The sequence below is a fragment of the Pseudomonas sp. FDAARGOS_380 genome, assembly GCF_002591235.1.
GTDB lineage: Bacteria > Pseudomonadota > Gammaproteobacteria > Pseudomonadales > Pseudomonadaceae > Aquipseudomonas > Aquipseudomonas salmasensis.
In genome coordinates, this window is the sequence record NZ_CP023969.1 from 2262204 (window position 1) to 2285328 (window position 23125).

Genomic DNA, 23125 nt, shown 5'->3' on the forward strand with positions numbered 1-23125 from the left:
TTAGCGTCGATGTCTTTCACTTGAGGGAGACAACGCCTATGAAGCTCGCGCCGAAACTATTGGTATCCGCCGCCTTTTGCCTCGGGCTTGCCAGCCAGGCGTTTGCCGCCACCGAGTTGAAACACTGGCCGGCACCTGCCGCCAAACAACTCAACGAAATGATCGCCGCCAACGCCAACAAGGTTAACTACGCGGTGTTCGACATGGACAACACCAGCTACCGCTACGACCTTGAAGAGTCCTTGCTGCCGTTTATGGAAAACAAGGGCCTGATCACCCGCGACAGCCTTGACCCGTCGCTCAAACTGATGCCGTTCAAAGACACCGCCGAGCATAAAGAGAGCCTGTTCAGTTATTACTATCGCCTGTGCGAAGTCGATGACATGGTCTGCTACCCGTGGGTGGCCCAGGTGTTTTCTGGCTTTACCCTCAAGGAACTCAAGGTTCAGGTGGATGAGCTGATGGCCTCCGGCAAGCCGGTGCCGGTCAGTTATTTTGAAGGCGACGCGGTGAAGACATCCGAGGTGCAGCCGCCCAAAGTCTTCACCGGCCAGGCCGAGCTGTACAACAAACTGATGGAAAACGGCATCGAGGTGTATGTGATGACGGCCGCTTCCGAGGAGCTGGTGCGCATGGTCGCCGCCGATCCGAAGTACGGCTACAACGTCAAACCCGAAAACGTCATCGGCGTGACCACCCTGCTCAAGGACCGCAAGACCGGCGAGCTGACCACCGCCCGCAAGCAGATCGCGGCCGGCAAGTATGACCAAGCCGCCAACCTCGGCCTGGAGCTGACCCCCTACCTGTGGACTCCGGCGACCTGGATGGCCGGCAAGCACGCGGCGATCCTCACCTACATCGACGAATGGAAAAAGCCGGTGATCGTCGGCGGTGACACGCCCACCAGCGACGGCTACATGCTGTTCCACGATGTGGACGTGGCCAAGGGCGGCATCCACCTGTGGATCAACCGCAAAGACAAATACATGACCCAGCTCAACGGCATGATCGCCAAGCACGCGGCGGCGCAAGCCAAGGAAGGGTTGCCGGTGACGGCGGACAAGAACTGGGTGATCGTGAAACCTGACGAAATCCAGTAAAGAGCCTTAAGTCGAAGTGCAGTCACTGTGGGAGCTGGCTTGCCTGCGATGCAGACACCTCGGTATTTCATGTACTGCGAGGTGATGCAATCGCAGGCAAGCCAGCTCCCACATTTGATCTTCACTGTTTTGGGGATTTTCTCCAGGCAAAAAAAGCCCCGCACTTGGCGGGGCTTTTTTATGCGCGGGGCTTACAGGCCGTCGAGCATGGCTTTGTTGCGTACCGCACCTTTGTCGGCGCTGGTGGCCAACAATGCGTAGGCCTTCAACGCGGTAGTGACCTTACGCGGGCGTTTCTCCACCGGCTTCCAGCCCTTCTTGTCCTGCTCAACCCGGCGTGCTGCCAGTTCTTCATCGCTGATCAACAGGTTGATCGAGCGGTTCGGAATGTCGATCAACACCTTGTCGCCATCCTGCACCAGGCCAATCGCGCCACCGGCAGCGGCTTCCGGCGAAGCGTGGCCGATGGACAAGCCCGAGGTGCCGCCGGAGAAACGGCCGTCGGTCAGCAGGGCGCAGGCTTTGCCCAGGCCTTTGGATTTCAGGTAGGACGTGGGGTAGAGCATCTCCTGCATACCTGGGCCACCTTTGGGGCCTTCGTAGCGGATGATCACGATATCGCCTTCCTTGACTTCGTCCGCGAGGATGCCGCGTACCGAACTGTCCTGGCTTTCGTAGATCTTGGCGCGGCCTTCGAAGACGTGGATGGACTCATCCACACCCGCCGTTTTGACCACGCAGCCGTCGAGGGCGATGTTGCCGTACAGCACGGCCAGGCCGCCTTCTTGCGAGTAGGCGTGCTCGACACTGCGGATGCAGCCGTTTTCACGGTCGTCGTCCAGGGTGTCCCAACGGGTCGACTGGCTGAACGCGGTCTGGGTCGGAATGCCCGCAGGGCCGGCCTTGAAGAAGGTGTGCACGGCTTCGTCGTCAGTCTGGGTGATGTCCCACTTGGCGATGCCTTCGGCGATGGACTTGCTGTGCACGGTCGGCAGGTCGGTGTGCAGCAGGCCGCCACGGGCCAGGGAGCCGAGGATCGAGAAGATCCCGCCGGCACGGTGCACGTCTTCCATGTGGTACTTCTGGATGTTCGGTGCGACCTTGCACAGTTGCGGCACGTGACGGGACAGGCGGTCGATGTCGCGCAGGTCGAAATCGATCTCGGCTTCCTGGGCGGCGGCCAGCAGGTGCAGGATGGTGTTGGTGGAACCGCCCATGGCGATGTCCAGGGTCATGGCGTTTTCGAACGCCTTGAAGTTGGCGATATTGCGCGGCAACACCGACTCATCGTTCTCGCCGTAGTAGCGCTTGCACAGCTCGACGATGGTGCGGCCGGCCTGCAGGAACAACTGCTCGCGATCGCTGTGAGTGGCCAGTGTGGAACCGTTGCCCGGCAAGGCCAGGCCCAAGGCTTCCACCAGGCAGTTCATCGAGTTGGCGGTGAACATACCGGAGCACGAACCGCAGGTCGGGCAGGCGCTGCGCTCGTATTCCGCGACCTTCTCGTCAGAAGCGCTGGAATCGGCGGCGATCACCATGGCGTCAACCAGGTCGAGGCCGTGGGAGGCGAGTTTGGTCTTGCCGGCTTCCATCGGCCCGCCGGAAACGAAGATCACCGGGATGTTCAGGCGCAAGGCAGCCATCAACATGCCAGGGGTGATCTTGTCGCAGTTGGAGATGCACACGATGGCGTCGGCGCAGTGGGCGTTGACCATGTACTCCACGGAGTCGGCGATGATCTCGCGGCTCGGCAGGGAGTACAGCATGCCGTCATGGCCCATGGCGATGCCATCGTCCACGGCGATGGTGTTGAATTCTTTTGCCACGCCACCGGCGCGTTCGATCTCGCGGGCGACCAGTTGGCCGAGGTCCTTGAGGTGGACATGGCCGGGCACGAACTGGGTGAACGAGTTGGCAATCGCGATGATCGGCTTTTTGAAGTCGTCATCTTTCATCCCCGTGGCACGCCACAGCGCGCGCGCGCCGGCCATGTTGCGGCCGTGGGTGGATGTTTTCGAGCGGTAATCAGGCATTGGAGCACTCCGGGCGGCTAATCAGGTACTAAAGGGGAGTGAGCTTCTATTGACGTCTGGAACACCCGAAAAATGGCCGTAGTGTCCGGAAGTTGCCACTCGCGTCGCGGGATCGCCGCTTGCTTGGGCCTCGAGCTCATAAACCCGCCGGGGGATGACTGGCGATGAATAGGGCCGATTCTACACCGACTTCTTGTAGGAGCGAGCTTGCTCGCGAAAATCGTCAATGATGACGATGTGCTATCAGGTAGCCCGTGTCGTCTGTGGGTTTTTCGCGAGCAAGCTCGCTCCTACAGGGGGGACATATTCAGAACTATTGTTTAAAGGCTGGTTGGCGCGGCAGCTCCTACCGTTTCTCTTCCAATCACAGAAGAGGACGAAGGAATGTCCAACCAGCAAAATGCGCATCGGCTGCGTAAAGGGCGCTATTCAGAATCGGGCCGTATCTACTTGCTAACGGCTGTCACCCATCAACGGCAACACATTTTTCAAGACTGGCTTATCGGTCGCTTGCTGGTCCGCGAATTCAGAAAGGCTCAGGAAGACAAAGATGCAACGTCACTCGCCTGGGTGGTCATGCCCGACCATTTCCACTGGCTGGTGGAGTTGCACAGCGGCGATTTGCCCAGGCTCATGCAGCGAACCAAATCGCGAAGTGCCCGTGCAGTCAATAAGGCAAGACAGTCCTTTGGAGTGCTTTGGCAAAAAGGCTATTTCGACCGGGCGTTGCGCCGTGAAGAAGACTTGAAGGCAATGGCTCGCTATATCGTCGCCAACCCCTTGCGCGCAGGCTTGGTCGAGCACATTGGCCAATACCCCCTATGGGACGCCATCTGGCTATAAGACACTGTCCATTGTAGGAGCGAGCTTGCTCGCGAAGATCGTCAACGATAACGCAGCGCTATCAGGTAGCCCGTGGCGGCTATTCGTTCTTCGCGAGCAAGCTCGCTCCTACAGAGGGTTTGGTTTTAATCAGCTATTGGGTAGCAACCGGCACGTAATGCTCTTGATATACCGCGTCTCGACAATCGCCGGGTGCACCGGGTGGTCCGGGCCTTGGCCGCCGCGTTCGAGCATCTGGATGTTGCGGTCCAGGTGGCGGGCGCTGGTGAGCAGGATGTTTTGCAGGTCGTCTTCCGGCAGGTGCATGGAACACGAGGCGCTGACGAGGATGCCGTCTTTGCTGAGCAGGCGCATGGCTTGCTCGTTGAGGCGGCGGTAGGCGCCTTCGCCGTTTTTCATGTCTTTTTTGCGTTTGATGAAGGCCGGTGGGTCGGCGACGATCACGTCGAAGCGTTCTTCGCTGGCTTTCAATTCTTTGAGCGCTTCGAACACGTCGCCTTCGATGCAGGTCATTTTCTCGGCAAAGCCGTTCAGCGCGGCGTTGCGTTCTACGCCGTCGAGGGCGAAGGCGGAGGCGTCGACGCAGAACACTTCACTGGCGCCAAAGGCCGCCGCTTGCACGCCCCAGCCGCCGATGTAGCTGTACAGGTCCAGTACGCGCTTGCCCTTGGCATACGGGGCCAGGCGGGCGCGGTTCATGCGGTGGTCGTAGAACCAGCCGGTTTTCTGGCCCTGGATCACCGGGGCTTCGAATTTCACGCCGTTTTCTTCCAGCGCCACCCACTCCGGTACCAGGCCGAATACGGTTTCGACGTAGCGGTTGAGGCCTTCGGCGTCACGCGCGGCGGAGTCGTTCTTGAACAGGATGCCGCTGGGCTTGAGCACTTGGGTCAGCGCGGCGATCACATCTTCTTTATGGGCTTCCATGGTCGCCGAAGCGATCTGTACCACCAGAATGTCGCCGAAACGGTCGACCACCAGGCCCGGCAACAGGTCGGAGTCACCGTAGACCAGGCGGTAGAACGGCTTGTCGAACAGGCGATCACGCAGGGACAGGGCCACGTTGAGACGGTGTACCAGCAGCGACTTGTCCAGCGGCAACTTGATGTCGCGCGACAGCAGGCGGGCGCAGATCAGGTTGTTCGGGCTCATGGCCACGATGCCCAGGGTCTTGCCGCCGGCTGCTTCCAGGATAGCCTGGTCGCCTGCCTGGAAGCCGTGGAGTGGGGTGGCGGCCACGTCGATTTCGTTGCTGTAGACCCACAGGTGGCCGTTGCGCAAACGACGATCGGCGTTGGCTTTGAGACGCAGGCTTGGCAGGGACATGACGTCGCTCCGGAAAAAAGAGCGGGAGTATAGCGTGTTGTGTATTACTTGGCGGCACCGCCGGACATGTGGGAGCGGGCTTGCTCGCGAAAGCGGAGTGCCAGTCGCCACATTCATTGCCTGGTCCACCGTATTCGTGAGCAAGCCCGCTCCCACATTTGATCCGATTTCACAGTGAGGTTTTTGGGTGTCGGCCACGTCTGCATAAGGGGTAGAATTCGCGCCTAGCCCAGAGTGTGTACTTATGTCCCAAGAGCTTTCCCCCGAGCAGATCCAACAGGCCCTGCAAGGCATCAGCGTGCCGCCTCAACCGCAAATCATGGTGGATTTGCAGATGGAGCAGTACATGCCCGACCCGGACCTGGAAGTGATTGCGCGGCTGATCTCCCAGGACCCGGGCTTGTCCGGTGCGCTGCTCAAGATTGTCAATTCGCCGTATTACGGCCTGAGCAACAAGATCGCTTCGATCCAGCGTGCGGTGAACCTGCTGGGCAGCCGTTCGATCATTAATCTGATCAACGCGCAGTCGATCAAGGGCGAGATGTGCGACGACACCATCGTCACCCTCAACCGCTTCTGGGACACCGCCCAGGATGTGGCCATGACCTGCCTCACCCTGGCCAAGCGCACCGGTTCCCAGGCCGTGGACGAAGCCTATGCCTTGGGCCTGTTCCATGATTGTGGCGTGCCGCTGATGCTCAAACGCTTCCCCAATTACATGGCGGTACTGGAAGAGGCCTACGCCAATGCCGGCCCGGATTGCCGCGTGGTCGACACCGAAAACAACGCGTTTCACACCAACCATGCGGTGGTCGGTTACTACACCGCCAAGTCCTGGCGCCTGCCGGAGCATGTGACCGACGCCATCGCCAATCACCACAACGCGCTGGCGATTTTCAGCGATGAGTCGTCGCGCAACCCACAGCTCAAGAACCTGCTGGCCATTTTGAAGATGGCCGAGCATATCTGTTCGTCCTATCGCGTACTGGGCAACCAGCCGGTGGATCATGAGTGGAATGCCATTGGCCACCTGGTGCTGGATTACGTGGGCCTGTCGGACTACGACTTCGAGAGCTTGAAGTTGTCGATCCGCGAACTGGGCGCGCACTGACCCGTTATTCAAGAGGTACACATGCCCGAGTTACCAGAAGTCGAAACCACCCGTCGCGGGATCGCCCCACACCTGGAAGGCCAGCGCGTCAGCCGCGTGGTGGTGCGTGAGCGGCGCCTGCGCTGGCCGATTCCGGAAGACCTGGATGTGCGCCTGTCGGGGCAGCGCATCGTGCTGGTGGAGCGCCGGGCCAAGTACCTGTTGATCAATGCCGAAGTGGGCACCTTGATCAGCCACCTGGGCATGTCGGGCAACTTGCGCCTGGTGGAAGTCGGCATGCCGGCGGCCAAGCATGAACATGTGGATATCGAGCTGGAATCGGGTATGGCACTGCGCTACACCGACCCGCGGCGTTTCGGCGCGATGCTCTGGAGCCTCGACCCGCACAACCATGAGTTGCTGATGCGGCTGGGGCCGGAGCCGTTGACCGACTTGTTTGATGGTGAGCGCTTGTTCCAGTTGTCTCGCGGCAAGTCGATGGCGGTGAAGCCGTTCATCATGGACAACGCGGTGGTGGTGGGCGTGGGCAATATCTATGCGACAGAGGCGCTGTTTGCCGCGGGGATTGACCCGCGCCGCGCCGCTGGGGGGATTTCACGCGGGCGTTATTTGAAGCTGGCGATTGAGATCAAGCGGGTGCTGGCCGCCGCTATCGAGCGGGGCGGCACCACGTTGCGGGACTTTATCGGCGGCGATGGGCAGCCGGGGTATTTCCAGCAGGAACTGTTCGTGTATGGCCGGGGCGGCGAGGCGTGCAAGGTCTGCGGCACTGAGCTGCGCAATGTGGTGCTGGGTCAGCGGGCGAGTGTGTTTTGCCCCAAGTGTCAGAGCTGAATGGTGCGGATGGCTGATGCAGCCTTCGCGAGCAAGCCCGCTCCCACATTTGACTGCATTTAACCTGAAGAAACTCGGTCAATGTGGGAGCGGGCTTGCTCGCGAAGAGGTCCTGACAGGCGCTAAAGAGGCTTAAGCCTTACCGGTAATCTTGCGGTACTTCTCCATCAACTGCTCTTCAGTCTCAGGGTGTGCCTCATCCAGCGGAATGCAATCCACCGGGCAAACCTGCTGGCACTGCGGTTCGTCGTAGTGACCGACGCACTGGGTGCACAGGTTAGGGTCGATCACATAGATCTCTTCGCCCTGGGAAATGGCGGCGTTCGGGCACTCGGGTTCGCAGACGTCGCAGTTGATGCAATCGTCGGTGATGATCAGGGACATGGAAACTCCTGCCAGGGCACTCTGCCAAGGCATCTGAAAACTAATGCGCGCAATTGTGCCGCATTGGCGCCCGCAGTGCGAGCAGGCACCGACCGGGCAACCTTACTTCTTGAAGCGTAGCGTCAGCGCATCGGCCACGGCTGGGTGCACGAACTTGGTGATATCTCCGCCCAAAGCGGCGATTTCACGAACCAACGTCGAGGAAATGAACGAATAGCGCTCCGACGGCGTGAGGAACAGGCTTTCCACGTCCGGCGCCAATTGGCGGTTCATGTTGGCCAGCTGGAATTCGTATTCGAAGTCCGACACCGCGCGCAGGCCACGCAGGAACACATTGGCGTTCTGCTCCTTGGCGAAATGCGCCAGCAATGTCGAAAAGCCCACTACTTCCACATTCGGCAGGTGCTTGGTGACCTCTTGCGCCAGCTCCACACGTTGTTCCAGGGGAAACAGCGGGTTTTTCTTGGGGCTGGCCGCGACCGCGATGATCACATGGTCGAACAGGCGAGAGGCGCGTTCGACCAGATCGCCATGGCCTTTGGTAATCGGGTCGAAGGTACCTGGGTACAACACTCGGTTCATCGCGTCGTCCTGGCGGAGTCCGTTGGGGAACCGGATGGTATCGCAGCATTACCGGTGGGCCAAGTCGACTTATGTAGATAGATGCCGTGAATACCCTGTTTTTTCATGCCGTTTTCAGACGTTCGGCCAATGCGCTCGCCAGTTGCGCGGTCAATCCGTACACCGACAATTGCGGGTTGGCGCCAATGCTGGTGGGGAACAGCGAGCCATCGTGGATCGACAGGTTACGCAACTGATGGTGGCGACCCAGGCTGTCGGCCACGGCATTTTTCGGGTCTTCTCCCATGGCACAACCGCCCATCACGTGGGCGCTGCCCAGGGTGGTGCGATGCAGTTCCAGGTTCAGACCGTCGATCACGCTGCGCGCTTCGGCCAGGTTGTTCACAAAGCGCGCGTCGTGATGCAAGGGCTTGACCGATTTGGCGCCCGCCGCGAACTGAATCTCGGCCATGCTGTGGAAGGCCCGGCGCAGGCCGTCCCAGGCGTAGGGCGAGACCTGATAGTCGAGCACGGGCGTGCCGTCACCGCGTAACTCCACGGTGCCGCCCGGGCTGTCGGGGTGAAAGCCGTCGCGTAGCAGAGCGAGCATGGCGTGGGTGTTGGGCAATTGGTTCATGTCCAAGGCGTTCTGCTTGCCGTAGCCACCGAACAGGGTGCTCGCCAGGCCTGGATGCAGGGGCGGTGCTTCCAGTTTGTAGGACATTTTGCCGGTGGTGCCGTCCTGCCACTGGAAATGGTCGGAGTAGATGGATTGCGGCGCACCGTAGAAGGGGTTGATCACCTCGTCGAACAGCCCGGCGGAGAAATTGACCAGGTGCAGGAAGGTGCGCTTGCCCAACCGCGAATGCGGGTCGGGGGCGTCCGAGCGCATCAGCAGGGCCGGGCTGTTGATGCCGCCGCCCGCCAGCACATAGTGCTTGGCTTTCACGCTGATCTTGCGCCCGGTGGGCGCTACACAGCGTTCGTCCATGGCCACGCATTCAAGGCTGCTGATGGTGTCGCCGCTGTAGATGAGCCGCTCGGCGCGGGCCAGGTAAAGCAGTTCGCCGCCCTGTTCCAGGGTGGACGGGATGGTCGTCACCAGCATTGACTGCTTGGCGTTGACCGGGCAGCCCATGCCGCAATACCCCAGGTTGAAGCAGCCGCGCACATTGCGCGGGATCACATGCCAGCTGTAGCCGAGCTTTTCGCAGCCTTTGCGGATCACATCGTTATTGGCATTCGGCGGCAGCGCCCAGGGCGCGATGCCCAAGCGCTGTTCCATTTTTTCGAACCAGGGCGCCATTTCGGCGCTGCTGTGGCCTTTGACCGCATATTCGCTGGCCCAATGCGAGAGGGTCGCGTCAGGGGTGCGAAAGCTGGAGGTCCAGTTGATCAAGGTAGTACCGCCCACGGCCCGGCCCTGCAGGATGGTGATAGCGCCGTCCTTGCTCATCCGCCCGATGCCTTCCTGGTAAAGGCTGGCGTAGGCTTCGTCTTCCAGCAGCTTGAAGTCGCTGCTGGTCTTGAGCGGGCCTTCTTCGATCAGCAACACTTTGTAGCCGGCGGCGCTGAGGATTTCGGCGCTGGTACCGCCCCCGGCGCCGCTGCCGATGATGGCGACATCCGCTTCCAGGGTGAGGTCGTTATCCAGGGTGGCGCCATTGTGGGTTTTCCAGCCACGGGCCAGGCCGTCGCGGAACAGATCGGGTACGGGCATAGGTGTGCACTCTTATTCTTGTAGGAAGATGCAATCTTGGAAGATTGCCCAGGCTAGATCTTCGGCGGGCCGGGGTAGCCGCAATGGGCCCAGGACTCGGGCCGGAAGTACCAGGCCATGATCACCAGCTTGAGCAGCGAGCCCTGGCCCATGCGCAAAAGGTTCAGGTAGCTGTTTTCCCAGCGGTGCAGGAAATTGCGGATCTGCTCGCTGCTGGCGTTTTCCCAACTGCCCCAGATACCGGTCAGCGGGCCGCGAGTGATGCCCATGCCCAGCACGTCGAATAATTGCTGGGTGAGCTTGAACATCTCGGGCGACAAGTGCTGCAGGCTGTAGTCGAGCTTTTTCAGGGTGTCCTCAATGCCGGCAAACACTTGCTCGGTGCTGGCCGCGCCTTCCAGCAACACCGGGATCACCGCCCGCAAGAACGGCAAGTCGCTGGTGCGCAACATCGCAAAGCCGCTGGCCGGCGTACTGCTGGAGCAGCCGCTGAGGCTGGCCCCCAGCCCGGCGGTGGCGAGGAAGGCGCTGGCACACAGGCCGATTTTCAAGACGCCGCGCCGTGACAGCGCGGGTGAATCAGTCAGGCTGGGGTTCATTGTTTTTATTGTCCCGAAGGTGGCGATTATCAGCGGATAAACAGCTTCTGGATCAGCTTCTGGATCGACTTGCCATAGGGCGGGTAGATCAACTTCGCCGCGTTCAGGCGCTGTTTGACCAGCACACCCTTGGCCTTGCTGAACGTCAGGAAGCCTTCGTGACCGTGGTAATGGCCCATGCCCGACGGGCCGATGCCACCGAACGGCATATCGTCCTGGGCGACGTGCAGCAAGGTGTCGTTCAGGCACACACCACCGGAATGGGTTTCGTGGAGCACCCGCGCTTGTTCGCCTTTGTTGTAGCCGAAGTAATACAAGGCCAGTGGGCGTGGGCGCTGGTTGATGTAGGCAAAGGCTTGGTCAAGGCCGCGATACGGCACGATGGGCAGGAGTGGGCCGAAGATTTCGTCCTGCATCACGGTCATGTCGTCGCTGACATTCAACAGCAGGCTGTGGGCCATTCGCCGCGCCTGGCCTTGCTCGTACAGTGGGATCAGGGTGGCGCCTTTGTCGGTGGCGTCCTTGGCGTAGGCATTGAGCCGGGCCAGTTGGCGTTCGTTAATGATGGCGGTGTAGTCGGGGTTGTCGGCCAGCGTCGGATAAAACCCACGCACGGCCTTGGAATACGCCTCGACAAAGTCCTCTACGCGATCTTCCGGTACCAGCACATAATCCGGTGCCACGCAGGTTTGCCCGGCGTTCAAGGCTTTGCCGAAGGCGATGCGTTCGGCGGCGTCCTTGAGCGGCACATCGGCCGAAACGATCGCCGGCGATTTGCCGCCCAACTCCAGGGTCACTGGCGTGAGGTTTTCGGCTGCCGCACGCATCACGTGCTTGCCTATGCTGGTAGCACCGGTGAACAGCAGGTGATCGAAGCGCAACTTGGAAAACGCCATGCCCACGTCAGCTTCGCCCAGCACCACGCACACCAGGTCCTCGGGGAAAATCTTGGCCAGCAACGCCTTGAGCAGTTCACCGGTGGCCGGTGTGGACTCGCTGAGTTTGAGCATCACCCGGTTACCGGCCGCCAACGCCCCCACCAGCGGGCCGATGGCCAGGTACAGCGGGTAGTTCCACGGCACGATGACGCCGACGACGCCCAGCGGCTGGTAAATGACTTTGGCTGACGCAGGCTGGAAGGCAATGCCTACAGCGCGGCGGGACGGTTTCATCCAGCCCTTGAGGTGTTTGCTGGCGTAGTGAATGCCATGCAGGCTGGGCATCAATTCGGCGAACAGGGTTTCGTCGGCGCTGCGATGGCTGAAGTCCTGGCTGATCGCCGTGATCAGTGCCTGGCGTTCGTCGCTCAGCAGATCCCGCAGGGCCTTGAGCCATTGCTGGCGCTGCCCGGCCGGCGGCATCGGGTTGGCGGCATAGGCGCGGCGTTGGGCGTCGAACAGGTCCTGGAGTTGATCCAGCGCCTGGGAATCTTGCAGGTAAGCAACGTTGGCAGACATGGCGCGGCACCGATTGTTATTGGTCTGCCTGGATTTTTAGAGTCATTGCTCTAAATTGTCAAATAACATTGCAGTAACATCCAGATTTATCCTGGCCGGGTTAGGCCGTAAGATGCCCCATCCCGTGTATAGAAGCTGATCCCCTATGGCACCACGAGTAAAGACCAGCGAGCGTATTGTGCAAACCAGCCTGGAGCTTTTTAACCAGCAGGGCGAGCGCAGTGTCAGTACCAACCACATTGCCGCCCACATGGAAATTTCTCCGGGCAACCTGTACTACCACTTCCCTAACAAGCAGGCGATCATCGCCGTGCTGTTCCGCGAATATGAAGCCTTGGTAGACAGTTTCCTGCGCCCACCTCAAGGGCGGGGGATGCTGGTGGAAGACAAGCGTTTTTACCTGCAAGCCGTATTGGCCGGCATGTGGCGTTATCGCTTCCTGCACCGCGACCTCGAACACCTGCTGGAGAGCGACCCGGAACTGGCGACCGGTTACCGGCGTTTTTCCCAGCGTTGCCTGATCCAGGGCGGCGCCATCTACCAGGGCTTTGTCGATGCCGGCATCCTCAATATGGACCCGGTGCAAACCGAAGCCCTGACCCTCAATGCCTGGATCATCCTCACCTCGTGGGTGCGCTTTTTGTGCACCACCAATGAAAAATCCACCCACCTGAGCGCCGAGGCGATCAAGCGTGGGGTCTATCAGGTGCTGGTGCTGGAGGCGGGGTTTGTCACGCCGCAGGCCAAAGAGGCGGTGGACGCCTTGTTCAAAGAGTTTTACGTGCCGTTGAATCAGGCACTGGAAGAAGTGAAGTAAGACCTTTCCCCTTTGTATTCACAGGAGTCAGTCATGCCGCTTGCCCAACTGATCAGCCCCCAGCAATTGGCCGAGCGCCAGCAGTCTACCGGGTGGGTGATCCTGGATTGCCGCTTTGCCCTGGAAGACCCGGACTACGGCCGGTGCAGTTACGCCGAAGGGCATATCGAGGGCGCGCAATACGCCGACCTTGAGCGCCACCTGAGCGGCCCGGTGACCAAGGGCGTGACCGGTCGTCATCCTTTGCCGGCGGCGGACACGCTCACCAGGCAACTGCGGGCCTGGGGCATCAGTGCCGACACCGATGTGGTGTTGTATGACGACGGCCCCGGTGCCTATGCCGCCCGTGCCTGGTGGTTGCTGGCCTGGCTGGGCAAGCGTGATGGCGTGTTTATTCTCGATGGTGGCCTCAAGGCCTGGCATGCCGCCGGTTTCCCCCTGAGCCTGGACGCGCCTGTGGTTGAGCCGGGTACCTTCGCCGGTACGCCGGATCATCGCCTGTTGCTGGATGCCGAACACCTGCAAAAACGCCTGGGCCAACCCGGCCTGACCTTGATCGATGCCCGCGCCCAGCCGCGCTTTCGTGGCGAAGTGGAGCCCATCGACCCGATTGCCGGGCATATCCCTGGCGCGCAGTGCGCAGCGTTCAGTGAAAACCTGGGCAGCGACGGCCGCTTCCTGCCGGCCGAGCAGCTCAAGCAGCGCTTCGCCACGCAGTTGCAAGGGCGCCCGGCGCAGGAATTGGTGGCGTATTGCGGGTCTGGGGTGACGGCGTGCCATAACCTGTTTGCGTTGAGCCTGGCGGGGTACCCGTTGGGCAAGTTGTATGCGGGGTCGTGGAGTGAATGGATTACTGACCCAGCCCGGGAAATTGCCACTGGCGACTAAGGCTAGCTCTGCAAACCCAATCAAAATGTGGGAGCGGGCTTGCTCGCGAATGCAGGGTGTCAGTCGATACAAGTGTGACTGATACACCGCATTCGCGAGCAAGCCCGCTCCCACAGTTTTAACCGCGTTGTGTCAGTAACCAGTCAGGGATCCGGCGTTCCAGGTAGTAACCAGGGCGCTTCAGCGAACCCTCCACAAACCCCACATGCCCACCCTTTGCCAACAGCTCAAACTCAGTGCAAGCCGATAGCTCACTGGCATCAGGCAAGCTGTGCGCAAACACAAACGGGTCGTCGGCCGCCTGGATAATCAGCGTGGGTGTGCGGATATCGCCCAGGTAATAACGGCTCGAGGCGCGGCGATAGTAGTCTTCGGCACTGATGAAACCGTGCAGCGGCGCGGTGACCCGCCCGTCGAAGTCCCAGAACGTGCGCATCTTTTCCAGGGAGCCAAGGGCCTCCAGGGTTTTGAGCCCATCCTCACGACCGTCCTGCAGGAATTGGCGCTGCTTGACGCGGATATACGCCAGCATCTCGCGCATGAAGTGCTTCTGATACACCCGCGAGAACCCCAGGCCGATGCGATCGGCGCATTGATCCAGGCGAAACGGCACCGACACCGCCGCGGCGCCCTGCAAGCCCGAGGCCTGGCCGGTTTCCCCTAAATGCTTGAGCAACACATTGCCACCCAGGGAATAACCCACCGCATACAAGGGCGCCAACGGCCGCTTGGCGCGCAGATGAGTAATCGCGGCTGCCAGGTCTTCGCTGGCGCCGGAGTGATAGCTGCGAGCCAATAGGTTGGGTTCGCCCGAGCAACCACGCCAGTTCAGCGCAGCGCTGGCCCAGCCTTGGGCGGCCAGGACTTTTTGCAGGCCCGCCACGTAGGGCGAATTGGACGAGCCGGTCAGCCCATGCAGCACCAGCACCAAAGGCGCTTGCACGTCATGGGGCCCATGCCAGTCAAGATCTAGGAAGTCGCCATCCTCCAGCCACAGGCGCTCGCGTTGGCGTTCGATGTGGGTGGTCGGACGCCACAGCGGCCCCCACAGTGTCTGCAAGTGGGGGTTGCCGAGGCCGAAGGCGGGTTTGAAGCGGTCTGTCGATGGAATCATGAATTACCCGCTGCCGTGTAGGCGCGAGCTTGCTCGCGAAAAACGTTAACGATAACGCAGCGCTGTCAGACAGCCCGTGTCGCCTGTTCGATCTTCGCGAGCAAGCTCGCTCCTACAGGGCGCGATGCCACAACGCGTAATACACCCGCCCGGACTTCTGCTCCCGGTGCAGGCGCCAGCCACTGGGCAGGCCGAGCGTGGAGGGCGCAGTCTCGCTCTCAGTGTAGATCCAGGCATCCGGTGCCAGCCACTGGCGTTCTTCCAGCAGGGTGCAGACGGTCGGCAGCAGGTTCTGGTTGAACGGTGGGTCGAGGAACACTACGTCGTATTCAGTCGCCGCCTGGGTTTCCAGGTAGCGCAGCGCGTCGGCCGTCTGCACCTGGCCGGTGGTGCAACGCAGCGTGCCCAGGTGCTCCTTGAGGCTGGACACCGCCACATTGCTGGCGTCCAGCGCCTGGCCCTGGGCCGCGCCACGGGACAGCGCCTCCAGGAACAGCGCGCCGCTGCCGGCGAACGGGTCCAGTACCTTGGCCCCGCCAATGTACGGCGCGAGCCAGTTGAACAGGGTTTCACGCACGCGGTCTGGCGTCGGGCGCAGGCCCACGACGTCGGGGAAGCTCAGCTTGCGGCTGCCCCATTCACCGCCAATGATGCGCAGTTGGCCCACACCGTTATGCACGTTGTGGACAGGTTTTTTCGGGCGAGATGAACTGGCCATTAATGCTCCGGAACCCCGAGCGGCTGCTCGGCAGGTTTATCAGTGGGGTGCGGTAGTGGCTTTTGCGCAATCGTCGGGCCGGCGGTCACGATGACCATCTTGTCGGCGCTCAAGTGTTTGTTCATTGCAGCCTTGACCTGGTCGACGGTCAGAGCCTGGGATTGTTTCATGAAATCTTCCAGATAGCTCAGCGGCAGGTTGTAGAAACCCATGGCGCCCAACTGCCCGACGATATCGGCATTGCTGGCGGTGGACAGCGGGAAGCTGCCGGCCAGCTCGCGCTTGGCGTCATCCAGTTCCTTTTGCGTCGGGCCGGTCTTGAGGTAGTCAGCCAGCACGTCCTCCACCAGGCGCAAGGTGCCACCGCTCATTTCGGCGCGGGTCTGCAGGTTGATCATGAACGGGCCGCGCACCTGCATCGGTGAGAAGCCGGAGTACACGCCGTAGGTCAGGCCGCGTTTCTCTCGCACTTCGCTCATCAAACGGGTGCCGAAGCCGCCGCCGCCAAGGATCTGGTTACCCAGGGACAAGGCTGCATAGTCCGGGTCGGCACGGTCGATGCCTAACTGCGCAAACAGCAGGTGGGTTTGCTTGGAGGGGAACTCGATCCGGCTCAGGCCAGCTTTTGGCTCGGTCGGCTGGGCAATCTTGGCCATGGCCGGGCCCTTGGGCAGCGAGGCGGACACCTTGGCCGTCATGGCTTCAGCTTCGGCGCGGGTCAGGTCGCCCACCACTGCAATCACCGCGTTACCCGCCGCATAGGCCTTGGCGTGGAACGCCTGCAACTGCGCCAGGGTAATCTTCGGCACGCTCTCGGGGGTGCCTTCGCTCGGGTGCGCGTAAGGGTGGTCGCCGTACAAACGCTTGAACAGCTCGATGCTCGCCAGTTTGCCGGGGTTCTGCTTCTGGTACTCGAAACCGGCCAGGATCTGGTTCTTGATGCGTGCCAGGGAGTCTGCCGGGAACGTCGGCTGGCCGATCACCTGGTTGAACAGTGACAGGGCTGCGTCGCGCTTGGCGCTGTCGCTCAGGCTGCGCAGGGTCACCAGCGCCATGTCGCGGTAGGCGCCGTTGCCAAAGTCGGCCCCCAGGCCTTCGAACCCGCTGGCGATCTGGCTGACATCCTTGCCCGGTACGCCTTCGTTGAGCATGGCGTTGGTCATCAGCGCCAGGCCTGGCACGTCGCCATCCTGGCTGCTGCCGGCGGCGAACAGCAGGCGCATGTCGAACATCGGCAATTCGTGGGCTTCGACGAACAGCACCTTGGCGCCTTCGGCGGTGGTCCAGGTTTGTACATCGAGCTTGCGGTTGGTCGGGGCCTTGCCATCCAGTTCCGCCAGAGATTGCAGGGTGCTGGCCGTTTGGGCCTTGTCCAGGGCCTGGCTGGCGACCGACTCGCTGGGGCGCAAGAAGTAAACGGCGCTGGCCGCCATCAGGGTGACGGCGATCAGGCCTGGCAGGATCAGGCGGCTGTTTTTGCGATCACTCATGAGCGGTCTCCTCAGGCAAAACATGGGCGACGCTCAGACGTTCGCGGGTGAAATAGGTGCGTGCGGCCTTCTGGATGTCTTCCGGGGTCACGCTTTGCAGGTCGGCGAGCTCGGTGTCCATGAGTTTCCAGGACAGGCCGACCGTTTCCAGGGAGCCAATGGCCGTGGCCTGGCTGGTGATGGAATCACGCTGGTACACCAGGCCGGCAATCACTTGGGCGCGGATGCGCTCCAGTTCTTCGGCGGTCGGTGGCTTGGCCTTCAACTCATCGAGCAGGCGCCACAGGCCGGCTTCGGCCTGGGCGACGGTTTTCTTCTTCTGCTGGTTCGGCGTGGCCGAGAGGGTGAACAGGCTGTCGCCACGGGTATAGGCGTCGTAGTTGGTGGAAGCGGCGGACACCAGCTCCTCACCGCGCTCCAGCTGCTCGGAGATCCGTGCACTGTAGCCGCCGTCGAGCAGGGCCGAGATCAGGCGCAGGGCCTGCACCGAACGTTTGTCTTCAGCGGTGGCCAGGCCTGGCACGTTGAAGCCCAGGAACACGCTCGGCAGTTGGGTCTGCACGTGCAAGGTCAGCAGGCGCTCGCCGGGCTCGGCCAGTTCCATCGGGATTTTTGCCGGTGGCACGTCACGCTTGGGGATCGGGCCGAAGTAACGTTGGGCAAGGTTTTTCACCTCGTCCGGGGTCACGTCGCCGACCACCACCAGGGTGGCGTTGTTCGGCACGTACCAGGATTGGTACCAGTGGCGCAGTTCCTCGACCTTCATGCGGTCCAGGTCGGCCATCCAGCCGATGGTCGGCGTGTGGTAGCCGCTGGCCGGGAACGCCATGGCCTTGAAGCGCTCGAACGCCTTGGACATGGGGTTATCGTCGGTGCGCAGGCGGCGTTCTTCTTTGATTACCTCGATTTCACGGCTGAACTCGTCGGCCGGCAGGCGCAGGCTGGCCATGCGGTCGGCTTCCAGTTCAAAGGCCACACCCAGGCGGTCACGGGCCAATACCTGGTAGTACGCGGTGTAGTCGTCGCTGGTGAACGCGTTTTCTTCGGCGCCCAGGTCGCGCAGGATCAGCGAGGCTTCGCCGGGGCCAACCTTGGCGCTGCCCTTGAACATCATGTGTTCCAGGGCGTGGGACAAACCGGTCTGGCCCGGGGTTTCGTAGCTTGAGCCAACCTTGTACCAGACCTGGGAAACCACCACTGGCGCGCGATGATCTTCGCGCACGACCACTTTAAGGCCGTTATCGAGGGTGAATTCATGGGTGGGTTGTGGATCGGCAGCCAAAGCTGAGAGAGGCAGACAAACTGTGCTGAACAGCAGGCCTGCGGCGCGGCGGGCTAGAGCATTCATTCGTTTTTAAACCTGTTGGGCTGCCCGCTTGGTCTTAGCGTCGGCGGGCGAGGAGGTGCTAGGATACTGATCCGACCTAGGGACGGCCACTGTGGCTGTCTTGTTAAGGCCCGATTTAGGCCTTACAAAATGTTGCGCATGAACGAGCTGGCTAAAAAACAGTCTGTTACGCATCGAATTTTATTTACCGACGCGCCCTGTGGCGCGTCGCTACCTTGAGATAGCCGTCTCCATGTTTGGTTCCAACGACGACAAGAAGACCCCAGCTGCGGCTGGCGAGAAGAAAGGCCTGTTCGGATGGCTGCGCAAAAAGCCGCAGGAAACCGTCGTCGAACAGCCACAGGTTCACGCTGAACCGACCCCTGAACCCGTAATAGAAGCCGAACCGGTTGCCGAGACGCCAGTTCCGGTGGTGTTGCCGATGGCTGAGCCGGTGTTGCAGCCGGTCGTCGAGGCCGAGCCGGAGCCGGAACCTGAGCCCGAGCACAAGCCCTGGCTGGAGCTGCCCGTGGCCGAAGAGCCCGTGGCATTGGTGGAGGATGTTCAGGCCGAGCACGTCGTGCCGCCGATTCCTGCAGTGGTCGAGCCGGTGCCGGTAGAGGTTGTGGCTGAAGTACCGCCCGTCGTTGAAGTGCCTGCACCGGTTGTCGCTGCACCTGCCGTTATCGAGCCAGAACCCGCCGTTGCCGCAACCGAAACCAGCAAAACCGGATTCTTTGCCCGCCTCAAGCAGGGCCTGAGCAAGACCAGCGCCAGTATTGGCGAAGGCATGGCCAGCCTGTTCCTGGGCAAGAAAGTCATTGATGACGAACTGCTGGAAGACATCGAGACCCGCCTGCTTACCGCCGACGTGGGCGTCGAAGCCACCGCCGTGATTATCCAGAGCCTGACGCAGAAGGTCGCGCGCAAGCAGTTGACCGACGCCGATGCGCTGTACAAATCCCTGCAGGCTGAGCTGGCCGCCATGCTCAAACCGGTTGAAGCGCCGCTGGTGATCACGCCGAAAAAGCCGTTCGTCATCCTCGTGGTAGGCGTAAACGGCGCTGGCAAGACCACCACCATCGGCAAACTGGCCAAGAAGCTGCAGGGTGAGGGCAAGAAAGTCATGCTCGCCGCCGGTGACACGTTCCGTGCTGCGGCCGTCGAGCAGTTGCAGGTGTGGGGCGAGCGCAACAAGATCCCGGTGATCGCCCAGCACACCGGTGCCGACTCTGCGTCGGTGATCTTCGATGCCGTGCAAGCCGCCAAGGCGCGCAACATTGATGTGCTGATCGCCGATACAGCCGGCCGCCTGCATACCAAAGACAACTTGATGGAAGAGCTGAAGAAGGTGCGCCGCGTGATCGGCAAGCTCGACGCCGATGCACCCCATGAAGTCTTGCTGGTGCTCGACGCCGGTACCGGCCAGAACGCCATCAGCCAGGCCAAGCAATTCAACCAGACGGTGCAGCTGACCGGCCTGGCATTGACTAAGCTCGACGGCACGGCCAAGGGCGGTGTGATTTTCGCCCTGGCCAAACAGTTCGGGTTGCCGATTCGTTATATCGGCGTCGGTGAAGGCATCGACGACCTGCGCACCTTTGAAGCCGAACCCTTTGTACAGGCACTGTTTGCCGAGCGGGAGCGTTCATGATTCGATTCGAACAGGTCGGTAAACGCTATGCCAACGGGCATGTGGGCTTGCATGAGCTGAGCTTTCGAGTGCGTCGCGGCGAATTCTTGTTTGTCACCGGCCATTCGGGCGCGGGCAAAAGTACGCTGTTGCGCCTGCTGCTGGCCATGGAACGCCCGACTACCGGCAAGTTGCTGCTGGCGGGCCAGGACCTGGCCACTATCAGCAATGCGCAAATTCCATTCCTGCGCCGCCAGATCGGCGTGGTATTCCAGAACCACCAGCTGCTGTTCGACCGCACGGTGTTCAACAACGTGGCCCTGCCGTTGCAGATCCTCGGGCTGTCCAAAGCCGAGATCGTCAAACGCGTGGATTCGGCCCTGGAACGCGTGGCCTTGTCGGACAAGACCGACCTCTTCCCCGGCGACCTGTCCACCGGCCAGCAACAGCGCGTCGGTATCGCCCGCGCCATCGTCCATCGCCCGGCTTTGCTGCTGGCCGACGAACCCACCGGTAACCTCGACCCGCGCCTGGCGGCCGAGATCATGGGGGTATTCGAAGACATCAACCGCCTGGGCACCAGCGTATTGATCGCCAGCCACGACCTGGCCCTGATTGCCCGTATGCGCCATCGCATGCTGACCCTGCAACGCGGTCGCCTGATCGGCGATGGGGAGGCTGGCGTATGAGTGCTACACGAAGCCCTAAAGTATCCGAACGGGTGGCTCCGAAGCCGGCCGACCCGCAACCGAAAAAGAAAAAACACGACGAAGACGACGGCCCGGACTTCGGCACCCTGGTGCACGCCTGGATCGAAAGCCACCGCGCCAGCCTTCTGGACAGCCTGCGTCGCCTGGGCAAGCAACCGATCGGCAGCTTTTTCACCTGCCTGGTCATGGCGGTGGCCTTGAGCCTGCCGATGGGCTTGTCGCTGTTGCTTAACAATGTGGAGCGCCTGGGCGGTTCCTGGCAGCGGGCGGCGCAGATTTCGCTGTACCTGAACCTGGACACCAGCAGCAAGGAAGGCGAAGCGCTGCGCGATGACATCAAGAACATCCCGGGGGTGGCCGAGGCCGAGTACATCAGCCGCGACCAGGCCCTTGAGGAGTTCCAGCAGCAATCGGGCCTGGGCGAGGCGCTCAAGGAGCTGCCGCAGAACCCGCTGCCGGGCGTGGTGCTGGTAACGCCGAACGAGGTCGACAAGCCGGCGCTGGAAGCCCTGCGACAAAAACTCGCAGAGATGCCGAAGGTGCAACAGGCGCAACTTGATCTAGTCTGGGTGGAGCGCCTGGCCGCAATCCTCAAGCTGGGTGACCGCTTTGTGTTCGGCCTGACGGTGTTATTAGTGTCTGCATTACTTTTGGTGATAGGTAATACCATTCGTCTTCATATTGAAAACCGTCGCACCGAGATAGAAGTGATTAAACTGGTGGGCGGCACAGACAGCTATGTGCGTCGGCCTTTCCTGTACATGGGCGCGCTGTATGGCCTGGGTGCGGGGATCTTGTCCTGGGGCGTACTGGCGTTTGGCCTGGATTGGTTGAACGACGCGGTGGTCGGCTTGGCCGGGCTTTACGGCAGTGATTTCGCGCTGGCCGGTGTGCCGGTAGCCGATGGTCTGAGTCTCTTGCTTGGCGCGGTGTTGTTGGGGTATATCGGTGCGTGGATTGCGGTGGCACGGCATTTACGTGAGCTGGCGCCGAAGTAGTTAATGTCAGATTAATCTGGTTTCGTTTGTATTGACCGTATCAGCGGTTTAGGGAACTTGTCCTACGGTTCCCAGGTCAATTTTCGCAGTGCTGAACTGCACGAGTTATGTGAGTCGGAGGTTTTTTCGTATGACCACTTCTTTGCAACCTGCTTATGCCTTGGTCCCGGGTGCGAACCTGGAAGCCTATGTGCACACGGTCAACAGCATTCCATTGCTGACGCCCGAGCAGGAGCGTGAACTGGCCGAGAGTCTCTACTATGAGCAGGATTTGGGGGCGGCTCGGCAGATGGTGCTCGCCCACTTGCGTTTTGTCGTACATATCGCCCGTAGCTATAGCGGCTACGGTTTGGCCCAGGCCGACCTGATTCAGGAAGGCAACGTAGGCCTGATGAAGGCTGTGAAGCGTTTCAACCCTGAAATGGGCGTGCGCCTGGTGTCGTTTGCCGTGCACTGGATCAAGGCGGAAATCCACGAGTTCATCCTGCGCAACTGGCGCATCGTGAAAGTGGCCACCACCAAGGCCCAGCGCAAGCTGTTCTTCAACCTGCGCAGCCAGAAAAAACGCCTGGCGTGGCTGAACAACGAAGAAGTCCACCGCGTGGCCGAAAGCCTCGGCGTGGAGCCGCGTGAAGTGCGCGAGATGGAAAGCCGCCTGACCGGCCATGACATGGCCTTCGACCCAGCCGCCGAAGCGGATGACGACAGCGCCTTCCAATCGCCGGCCAACTACCTGGAAGACCACCGGTACGACCCGGCGCGTCAACTGGAAGACGCCGACTGGAGCGACAACTCCAACCACAACCTGCACGAAGCGCTGGAAGTGCTGGACGACCGCAGCCGTGACATCCTCTACCAGCGCTGGCTGGCAGAAGAAAAAGCCACGCTGCACGACCTGGCGCAGAAGTACAACGTGTCGGCCGAGCGGATTCGTCAGCTTGAGAAAAGCGCGATGAACAAGCTGAAGTTGTCGATCGCCGCCTAAAACGCAGCGAACAAAAAATGCCCCGATCGAAAGATCGGGGCATTTTTGTATGTGTTCGTAAATTTCAAATCCACCACAGTCCACTGTGGGAGCTGGCTTGCCTGCGATAGCGGTGTGTCAGTTTGCAGATAAGTTGGCTGACCTGCCCTCATCGCAGCATAGGTATCTACACAACTTTGTAGCCTGTAGCAGCCGACGGTAACCACGATGCGAAGCGAGCCGCTCTTGATCTGCTTTTGATCTTGATCTTAAGCGCCCCGTCAAACCACGCTGGCCGGAATTCGACAGGGATTTGGGGGGTAAACCGGCAGGGATGCCGGTTTAGCCGCCCCGCGCCATGGATGGCGCGTGGCGGCGGCCCCCCAAATCACTGGCGGATTACGGGCACACCGAGCCTAAGCGAGGTGCCGAGTGGTGGGGCAAGAGCGTTTTGCTTACTTTTGCGCTGTTCAAAAGTGAGCCGCCGTCAGGGCGGAA

General features: G+C 61.0%; 21 protein-coding genes. 10 read left to right on the forward strand and 11 right to left on the reverse strand.

The window, feature by feature from the left end; genetic code table 11:
- Positions 1 to 38: 38 nt before the first annotated feature.
- The gene (locus tag CRN80_RS10615; protein WP_098950114.1) at positions 39 to 1100 is read left to right on the forward strand and encodes a phosphorylcholine phosphatase; all 1062 of its coding nucleotides are present in this window, start codon (positions 39 to 41) and stop codon (positions 1098 to 1100) included.
- A gap of 191 nt (positions 1101 to 1291) precedes the next feature.
- Here CRN80_RS10615 and ilvD read toward each other — a convergent pair whose 3' ends face one another.
- The gene (ilvD, locus tag CRN80_RS10620) at positions 1292 to 3133 is read right to left on the reverse strand and encodes a dihydroxy-acid dehydratase (RefSeq protein ID WP_003195159.1); all 1842 of its coding nucleotides are present in this window, start codon (positions 3131 to 3133) and stop codon (positions 1292 to 1294) included.
- Between the two features lie 384 nt (positions 3134 to 3517).
- Here ilvD and CRN80_RS10625 point away from each other — a divergent pair, with 384 nt between their 5' ends.
- On the forward strand, positions 3518 to 3976 hold the full coding sequence (locus tag CRN80_RS10625) for a transposase (protein ID WP_032894676.1): 459 nt from the start codon (positions 3518 to 3520) through the stop codon (positions 3974 to 3976).
- A gap of 129 nt (positions 3977 to 4105) precedes the next feature.
- On the opposite strand, the gene CRN80_RS10630 is transcribed toward CRN80_RS10625, so the two are convergent.
- Positions 4106 to 5302, reverse strand: coding sequence for a class I SAM-dependent rRNA methyltransferase (locus tag CRN80_RS10630; RefSeq protein ID WP_005792302.1), 1197 nt, complete (start codon positions 5300 to 5302; stop codon positions 4106 to 4108).
- Positions 5303 to 5600: 298 nt separating this feature from the next.
- Here CRN80_RS10630 and CRN80_RS10635 point away from each other — a divergent pair, with 298 nt between their 5' ends.
- Both CRN80_RS10635 and mutM read left to right on the forward strand, forming a co-directional pair.
- The gene (locus tag CRN80_RS10635) at positions 5601 to 6413 is read left to right on the forward strand and encodes an HDOD domain-containing protein (protein ID WP_169918568.1); all 813 of its coding nucleotides are present in this window, start codon (positions 5601 to 5603) and stop codon (positions 6411 to 6413) included.
- Positions 6414 to 6434: 21 nt separating this feature from the next.
- The gene (gene mutM / locus CRN80_RS10640; RefSeq protein WP_044269621.1) at positions 6435 to 7247 is read left to right on the forward strand and encodes a bifunctional DNA-formamidopyrimidine glycosylase/DNA-(apurinic or apyrimidinic site) lyase; all 813 of its coding nucleotides are present in this window, start codon (positions 6435 to 6437) and stop codon (positions 7245 to 7247) included.
- A gap of 132 nt (positions 7248 to 7379) precedes the next feature.
- Here the strand turns inward: mutM and CRN80_RS10645 are convergent, their stop codons facing one another.
- The 5 genes from CRN80_RS10645 to CRN80_RS10665 form a co-directional block, all read right to left on the reverse strand.
- Complete coding sequence (locus tag CRN80_RS10645; RefSeq protein ID WP_003195146.1) at positions 7380 to 7631, reverse strand: YfhL family 4Fe-4S dicluster ferredoxin; 252 nt, start codon at positions 7629 to 7631, stop codon at positions 7380 to 7382.
- 102 nt (positions 7632 to 7733) lie between these two features.
- Positions 7734 to 8213: a pantetheine-phosphate adenylyltransferase gene (coaD, locus tag CRN80_RS10650; protein WP_003195136.1), complete on the reverse strand. Its 480-nt coding sequence runs from the start codon at positions 8211 to 8213 to the stop codon at positions 7734 to 7736.
- Between the two features lie 103 nt (positions 8214 to 8316).
- Positions 8317 to 9912, reverse strand: coding sequence for a GMC family oxidoreductase (locus tag CRN80_RS10655; protein ID WP_098950115.1), 1596 nt, complete (start codon positions 9910 to 9912; stop codon positions 8317 to 8319).
- Between the two features lie 53 nt (positions 9913 to 9965).
- A complete protein-coding gene (locus tag CRN80_RS10660; RefSeq protein WP_032894686.1) occupies positions 9966 to 10511 on the reverse strand; it encodes a hypothetical protein in 546 nt (181 codons plus the stop codon).
- Positions 10512 to 10540: 29 nt separating this feature from the next.
- Positions 10541 to 11968 carry a coniferyl aldehyde dehydrogenase gene (locus tag CRN80_RS10665; RefSeq protein WP_098950116.1) on the reverse strand — a complete coding sequence of 476 codons (1428 nt, stop codon included), beginning with the start codon at positions 11966 to 11968 and terminating at the stop codon, positions 10541 to 10543.
- A gap of 145 nt (positions 11969 to 12113) precedes the next feature.
- Here CRN80_RS10665 and CRN80_RS10670 point away from each other — a divergent pair, with 145 nt between their 5' ends.
- Positions 12114 to 12785 carry a TetR/AcrR family transcriptional regulator gene (locus CRN80_RS10670; protein ID WP_032894689.1) on the forward strand — a complete coding sequence of 224 codons (672 nt, stop codon included), beginning with the start codon at positions 12114 to 12116 and terminating at the stop codon, positions 12783 to 12785.
- Between the two features lie 33 nt (positions 12786 to 12818).
- On the forward strand, positions 12819 to 13673 hold the full coding sequence (locus CRN80_RS10675) for a sulfurtransferase (protein WP_098950117.1): 855 nt from the start codon (positions 12819 to 12821) through the stop codon (positions 13671 to 13673).
- Between the two features lie 118 nt (positions 13674 to 13791).
- Here CRN80_RS10675 and CRN80_RS10680 read toward each other — a convergent pair whose 3' ends face one another.
- The 4 genes from CRN80_RS10680 to CRN80_RS10695 form a co-directional block, all read right to left on the reverse strand.
- Positions 13792 to 14787 carry a hydrolase gene (locus tag CRN80_RS10680; protein WP_098950118.1) on the reverse strand — a complete coding sequence of 332 codons (996 nt, stop codon included), beginning with the start codon at positions 14785 to 14787 and terminating at the stop codon, positions 13792 to 13794.
- Between the two features lie 112 nt (positions 14788 to 14899).
- Positions 14900 to 15505, reverse strand: coding sequence for a 16S rRNA (guanine(966)-N(2))-methyltransferase RsmD (gene rsmD, locus CRN80_RS10685; protein WP_032894696.1), 606 nt, complete (start codon positions 15503 to 15505; stop codon positions 14900 to 14902).
- Complete coding sequence (locus CRN80_RS10690; RefSeq protein WP_098950119.1) at positions 15505 to 16995, reverse strand: pitrilysin family protein; 1491 nt, start codon at positions 16993 to 16995, stop codon at positions 15505 to 15507. The genes rsmD and CRN80_RS10690 overlap by 1 nt, the downstream gene beginning before the upstream one ends.
- Positions 16988 to 18343, reverse strand: a complete 1356-nt coding sequence (locus tag CRN80_RS10695; protein WP_003195117.1) for a pitrilysin family protein — start codon at positions 18341 to 18343, stop codon at positions 16988 to 16990. The genes CRN80_RS10690 and CRN80_RS10695 overlap by 8 nt, the downstream gene beginning before the upstream one ends.
- Positions 18344 to 18575: 232 nt before the next feature.
- Between CRN80_RS10695 and ftsY the strand changes: the two genes are divergently transcribed.
- From ftsY to rpoH, 4 genes are all read left to right on the forward strand, one after another.
- Entirely contained in the window at positions 18576 to 19976 is a 1401-nt protein-coding gene (gene ftsY / locus CRN80_RS10700; RefSeq protein ID WP_098950120.1) for a signal recognition particle-docking protein FtsY, read from the forward strand.
- Positions 19973 to 20644 (forward strand): cell division ATP-binding protein FtsE, encoded by a 672-nt coding sequence (ftsE, locus tag CRN80_RS10705; RefSeq protein ID WP_003195112.1) that lies wholly within the window; start codon positions 19973 to 19975, stop codon positions 20642 to 20644. Before ftsY ends, ftsE begins: the two co-directional genes overlap by 4 nt.
- Entirely contained in the window at positions 20641 to 21663 is a 1023-nt protein-coding gene (gene ftsX, locus CRN80_RS10710; RefSeq protein ID WP_003195111.1) for a permease-like cell division protein FtsX, read from the forward strand. Before ftsE ends, ftsX begins: the two co-directional genes overlap by 4 nt.
- A gap of 130 nt (positions 21664 to 21793) precedes the next feature.
- On the forward strand, positions 21794 to 22648 hold the full coding sequence (gene rpoH, locus CRN80_RS10715; RefSeq protein WP_003176698.1) for an RNA polymerase sigma factor RpoH: 855 nt from the start codon (positions 21794 to 21796) through the stop codon (positions 22646 to 22648).
- Positions 22649 to 23125: the final 477 nt, after the last annotated feature.

What these genes read in the sequence shown, in the direction of transcription:
- ftsX (WP_003195111.1), top strand. Translation starts at nt 20,641, where the DNA reads ATGAGTGCTACACGAAGCCCTAAAGTATCCGAACGGGTGGCTCCGAAG.
- CRN80_RS10625 (WP_032894676.1), top strand. Translation starts at nt 3,518, where the DNA reads ATGTCCAACCAGCAAAATGCGCATCGGCTGCGTAAAGGGCGCTATTCA.
- coaD (WP_003195136.1), bottom strand. Translation starts at nt 8,213, where the DNA reads ATGAACCGAGTGTTGTACCCAGGTACCTTCGACCCGATTACCAAAGGC.
- rsmD (WP_032894696.1), bottom strand. Translation starts at nt 15,505, where the DNA reads ATGGCCAGTTCATCTCGCCCGAAAAAACCTGTCCACAACGTGCATAAC.
- CRN80_RS10675 (WP_098950117.1), top strand. Translation starts at nt 12,819, where the DNA reads ATGCCGCTTGCCCAACTGATCAGCCCCCAGCAATTGGCCGAGCGCCAG.
- CRN80_RS10690 (WP_098950119.1), bottom strand. Translation starts at nt 16,995, where the DNA reads ATGAGTGATCGCAAAAACAGCCGCCTGATCCTGCCAGGCCTGATCGCC.
- CRN80_RS10630 (WP_005792302.1), bottom strand. Translation starts at nt 5,302, where the DNA reads ATGTCCCTGCCAAGCCTGCGTCTCAAAGCCAACGCCGATCGTCGTTTG.
- CRN80_RS10615 (WP_098950114.1), top strand. Translation starts at nt 39, where the DNA reads ATGAAGCTCGCGCCGAAACTATTGGTATCCGCCGCCTTTTGCCTCGGG.
- CRN80_RS10695 (WP_003195117.1), bottom strand. Translation starts at nt 18,343, where the DNA reads ATGAATGCTCTAGCCCGCCGCGCCGCAGGCCTGCTGTTCAGCACAGTT.
- ftsY (WP_098950120.1), top strand. Translation starts at nt 18,576, where the DNA reads ATGTTTGGTTCCAACGACGACAAGAAGACCCCAGCTGCGGCTGGCGAG.
- CRN80_RS10655 (WP_098950115.1), bottom strand. Translation starts at nt 9,912, where the DNA reads ATGCCCGTACCCGATCTGTTCCGCGACGGCCTGGCCCGTGGCTGGAAA.
- CRN80_RS10670 (WP_032894689.1), top strand. Translation starts at nt 12,114, where the DNA reads ATGGCACCACGAGTAAAGACCAGCGAGCGTATTGTGCAAACCAGCCTG.
- rpoH (WP_003176698.1), top strand. Translation starts at nt 21,794, where the DNA reads ATGACCACTTCTTTGCAACCTGCTTATGCCTTGGTCCCGGGTGCGAAC.
- ftsE (WP_003195112.1), top strand. Translation starts at nt 19,973, where the DNA reads ATGATTCGATTCGAACAGGTCGGTAAACGCTATGCCAACGGGCATGTG.
- CRN80_RS10645 (WP_003195146.1), bottom strand. Translation starts at nt 7,631, where the DNA reads ATGTCCCTGATCATCACCGACGATTGCATCAACTGCGACGTCTGCGAA.
- mutM (WP_044269621.1), top strand. Translation starts at nt 6,435, where the DNA reads ATGCCCGAGTTACCAGAAGTCGAAACCACCCGTCGCGGGATCGCCCCA.
- CRN80_RS10665 (WP_098950116.1), bottom strand. Translation starts at nt 11,968, where the DNA reads ATGTCTGCCAACGTTGCTTACCTGCAAGATTCCCAGGCGCTGGATCAA.
- CRN80_RS10680 (WP_098950118.1), bottom strand. Translation starts at nt 14,787, where the DNA reads ATGATTCCATCGACAGACCGCTTCAAACCCGCCTTCGGCCTCGGCAAC.
- ilvD (WP_003195159.1), bottom strand. Translation starts at nt 3,133, where the DNA reads ATGCCTGATTACCGCTCGAAAACATCCACCCACGGCCGCAACATGGCC.
- CRN80_RS10660 (WP_032894686.1), bottom strand. Translation starts at nt 10,511, where the DNA reads ATGAACCCCAGCCTGACTGATTCACCCGCGCTGTCACGGCGCGGCGTC.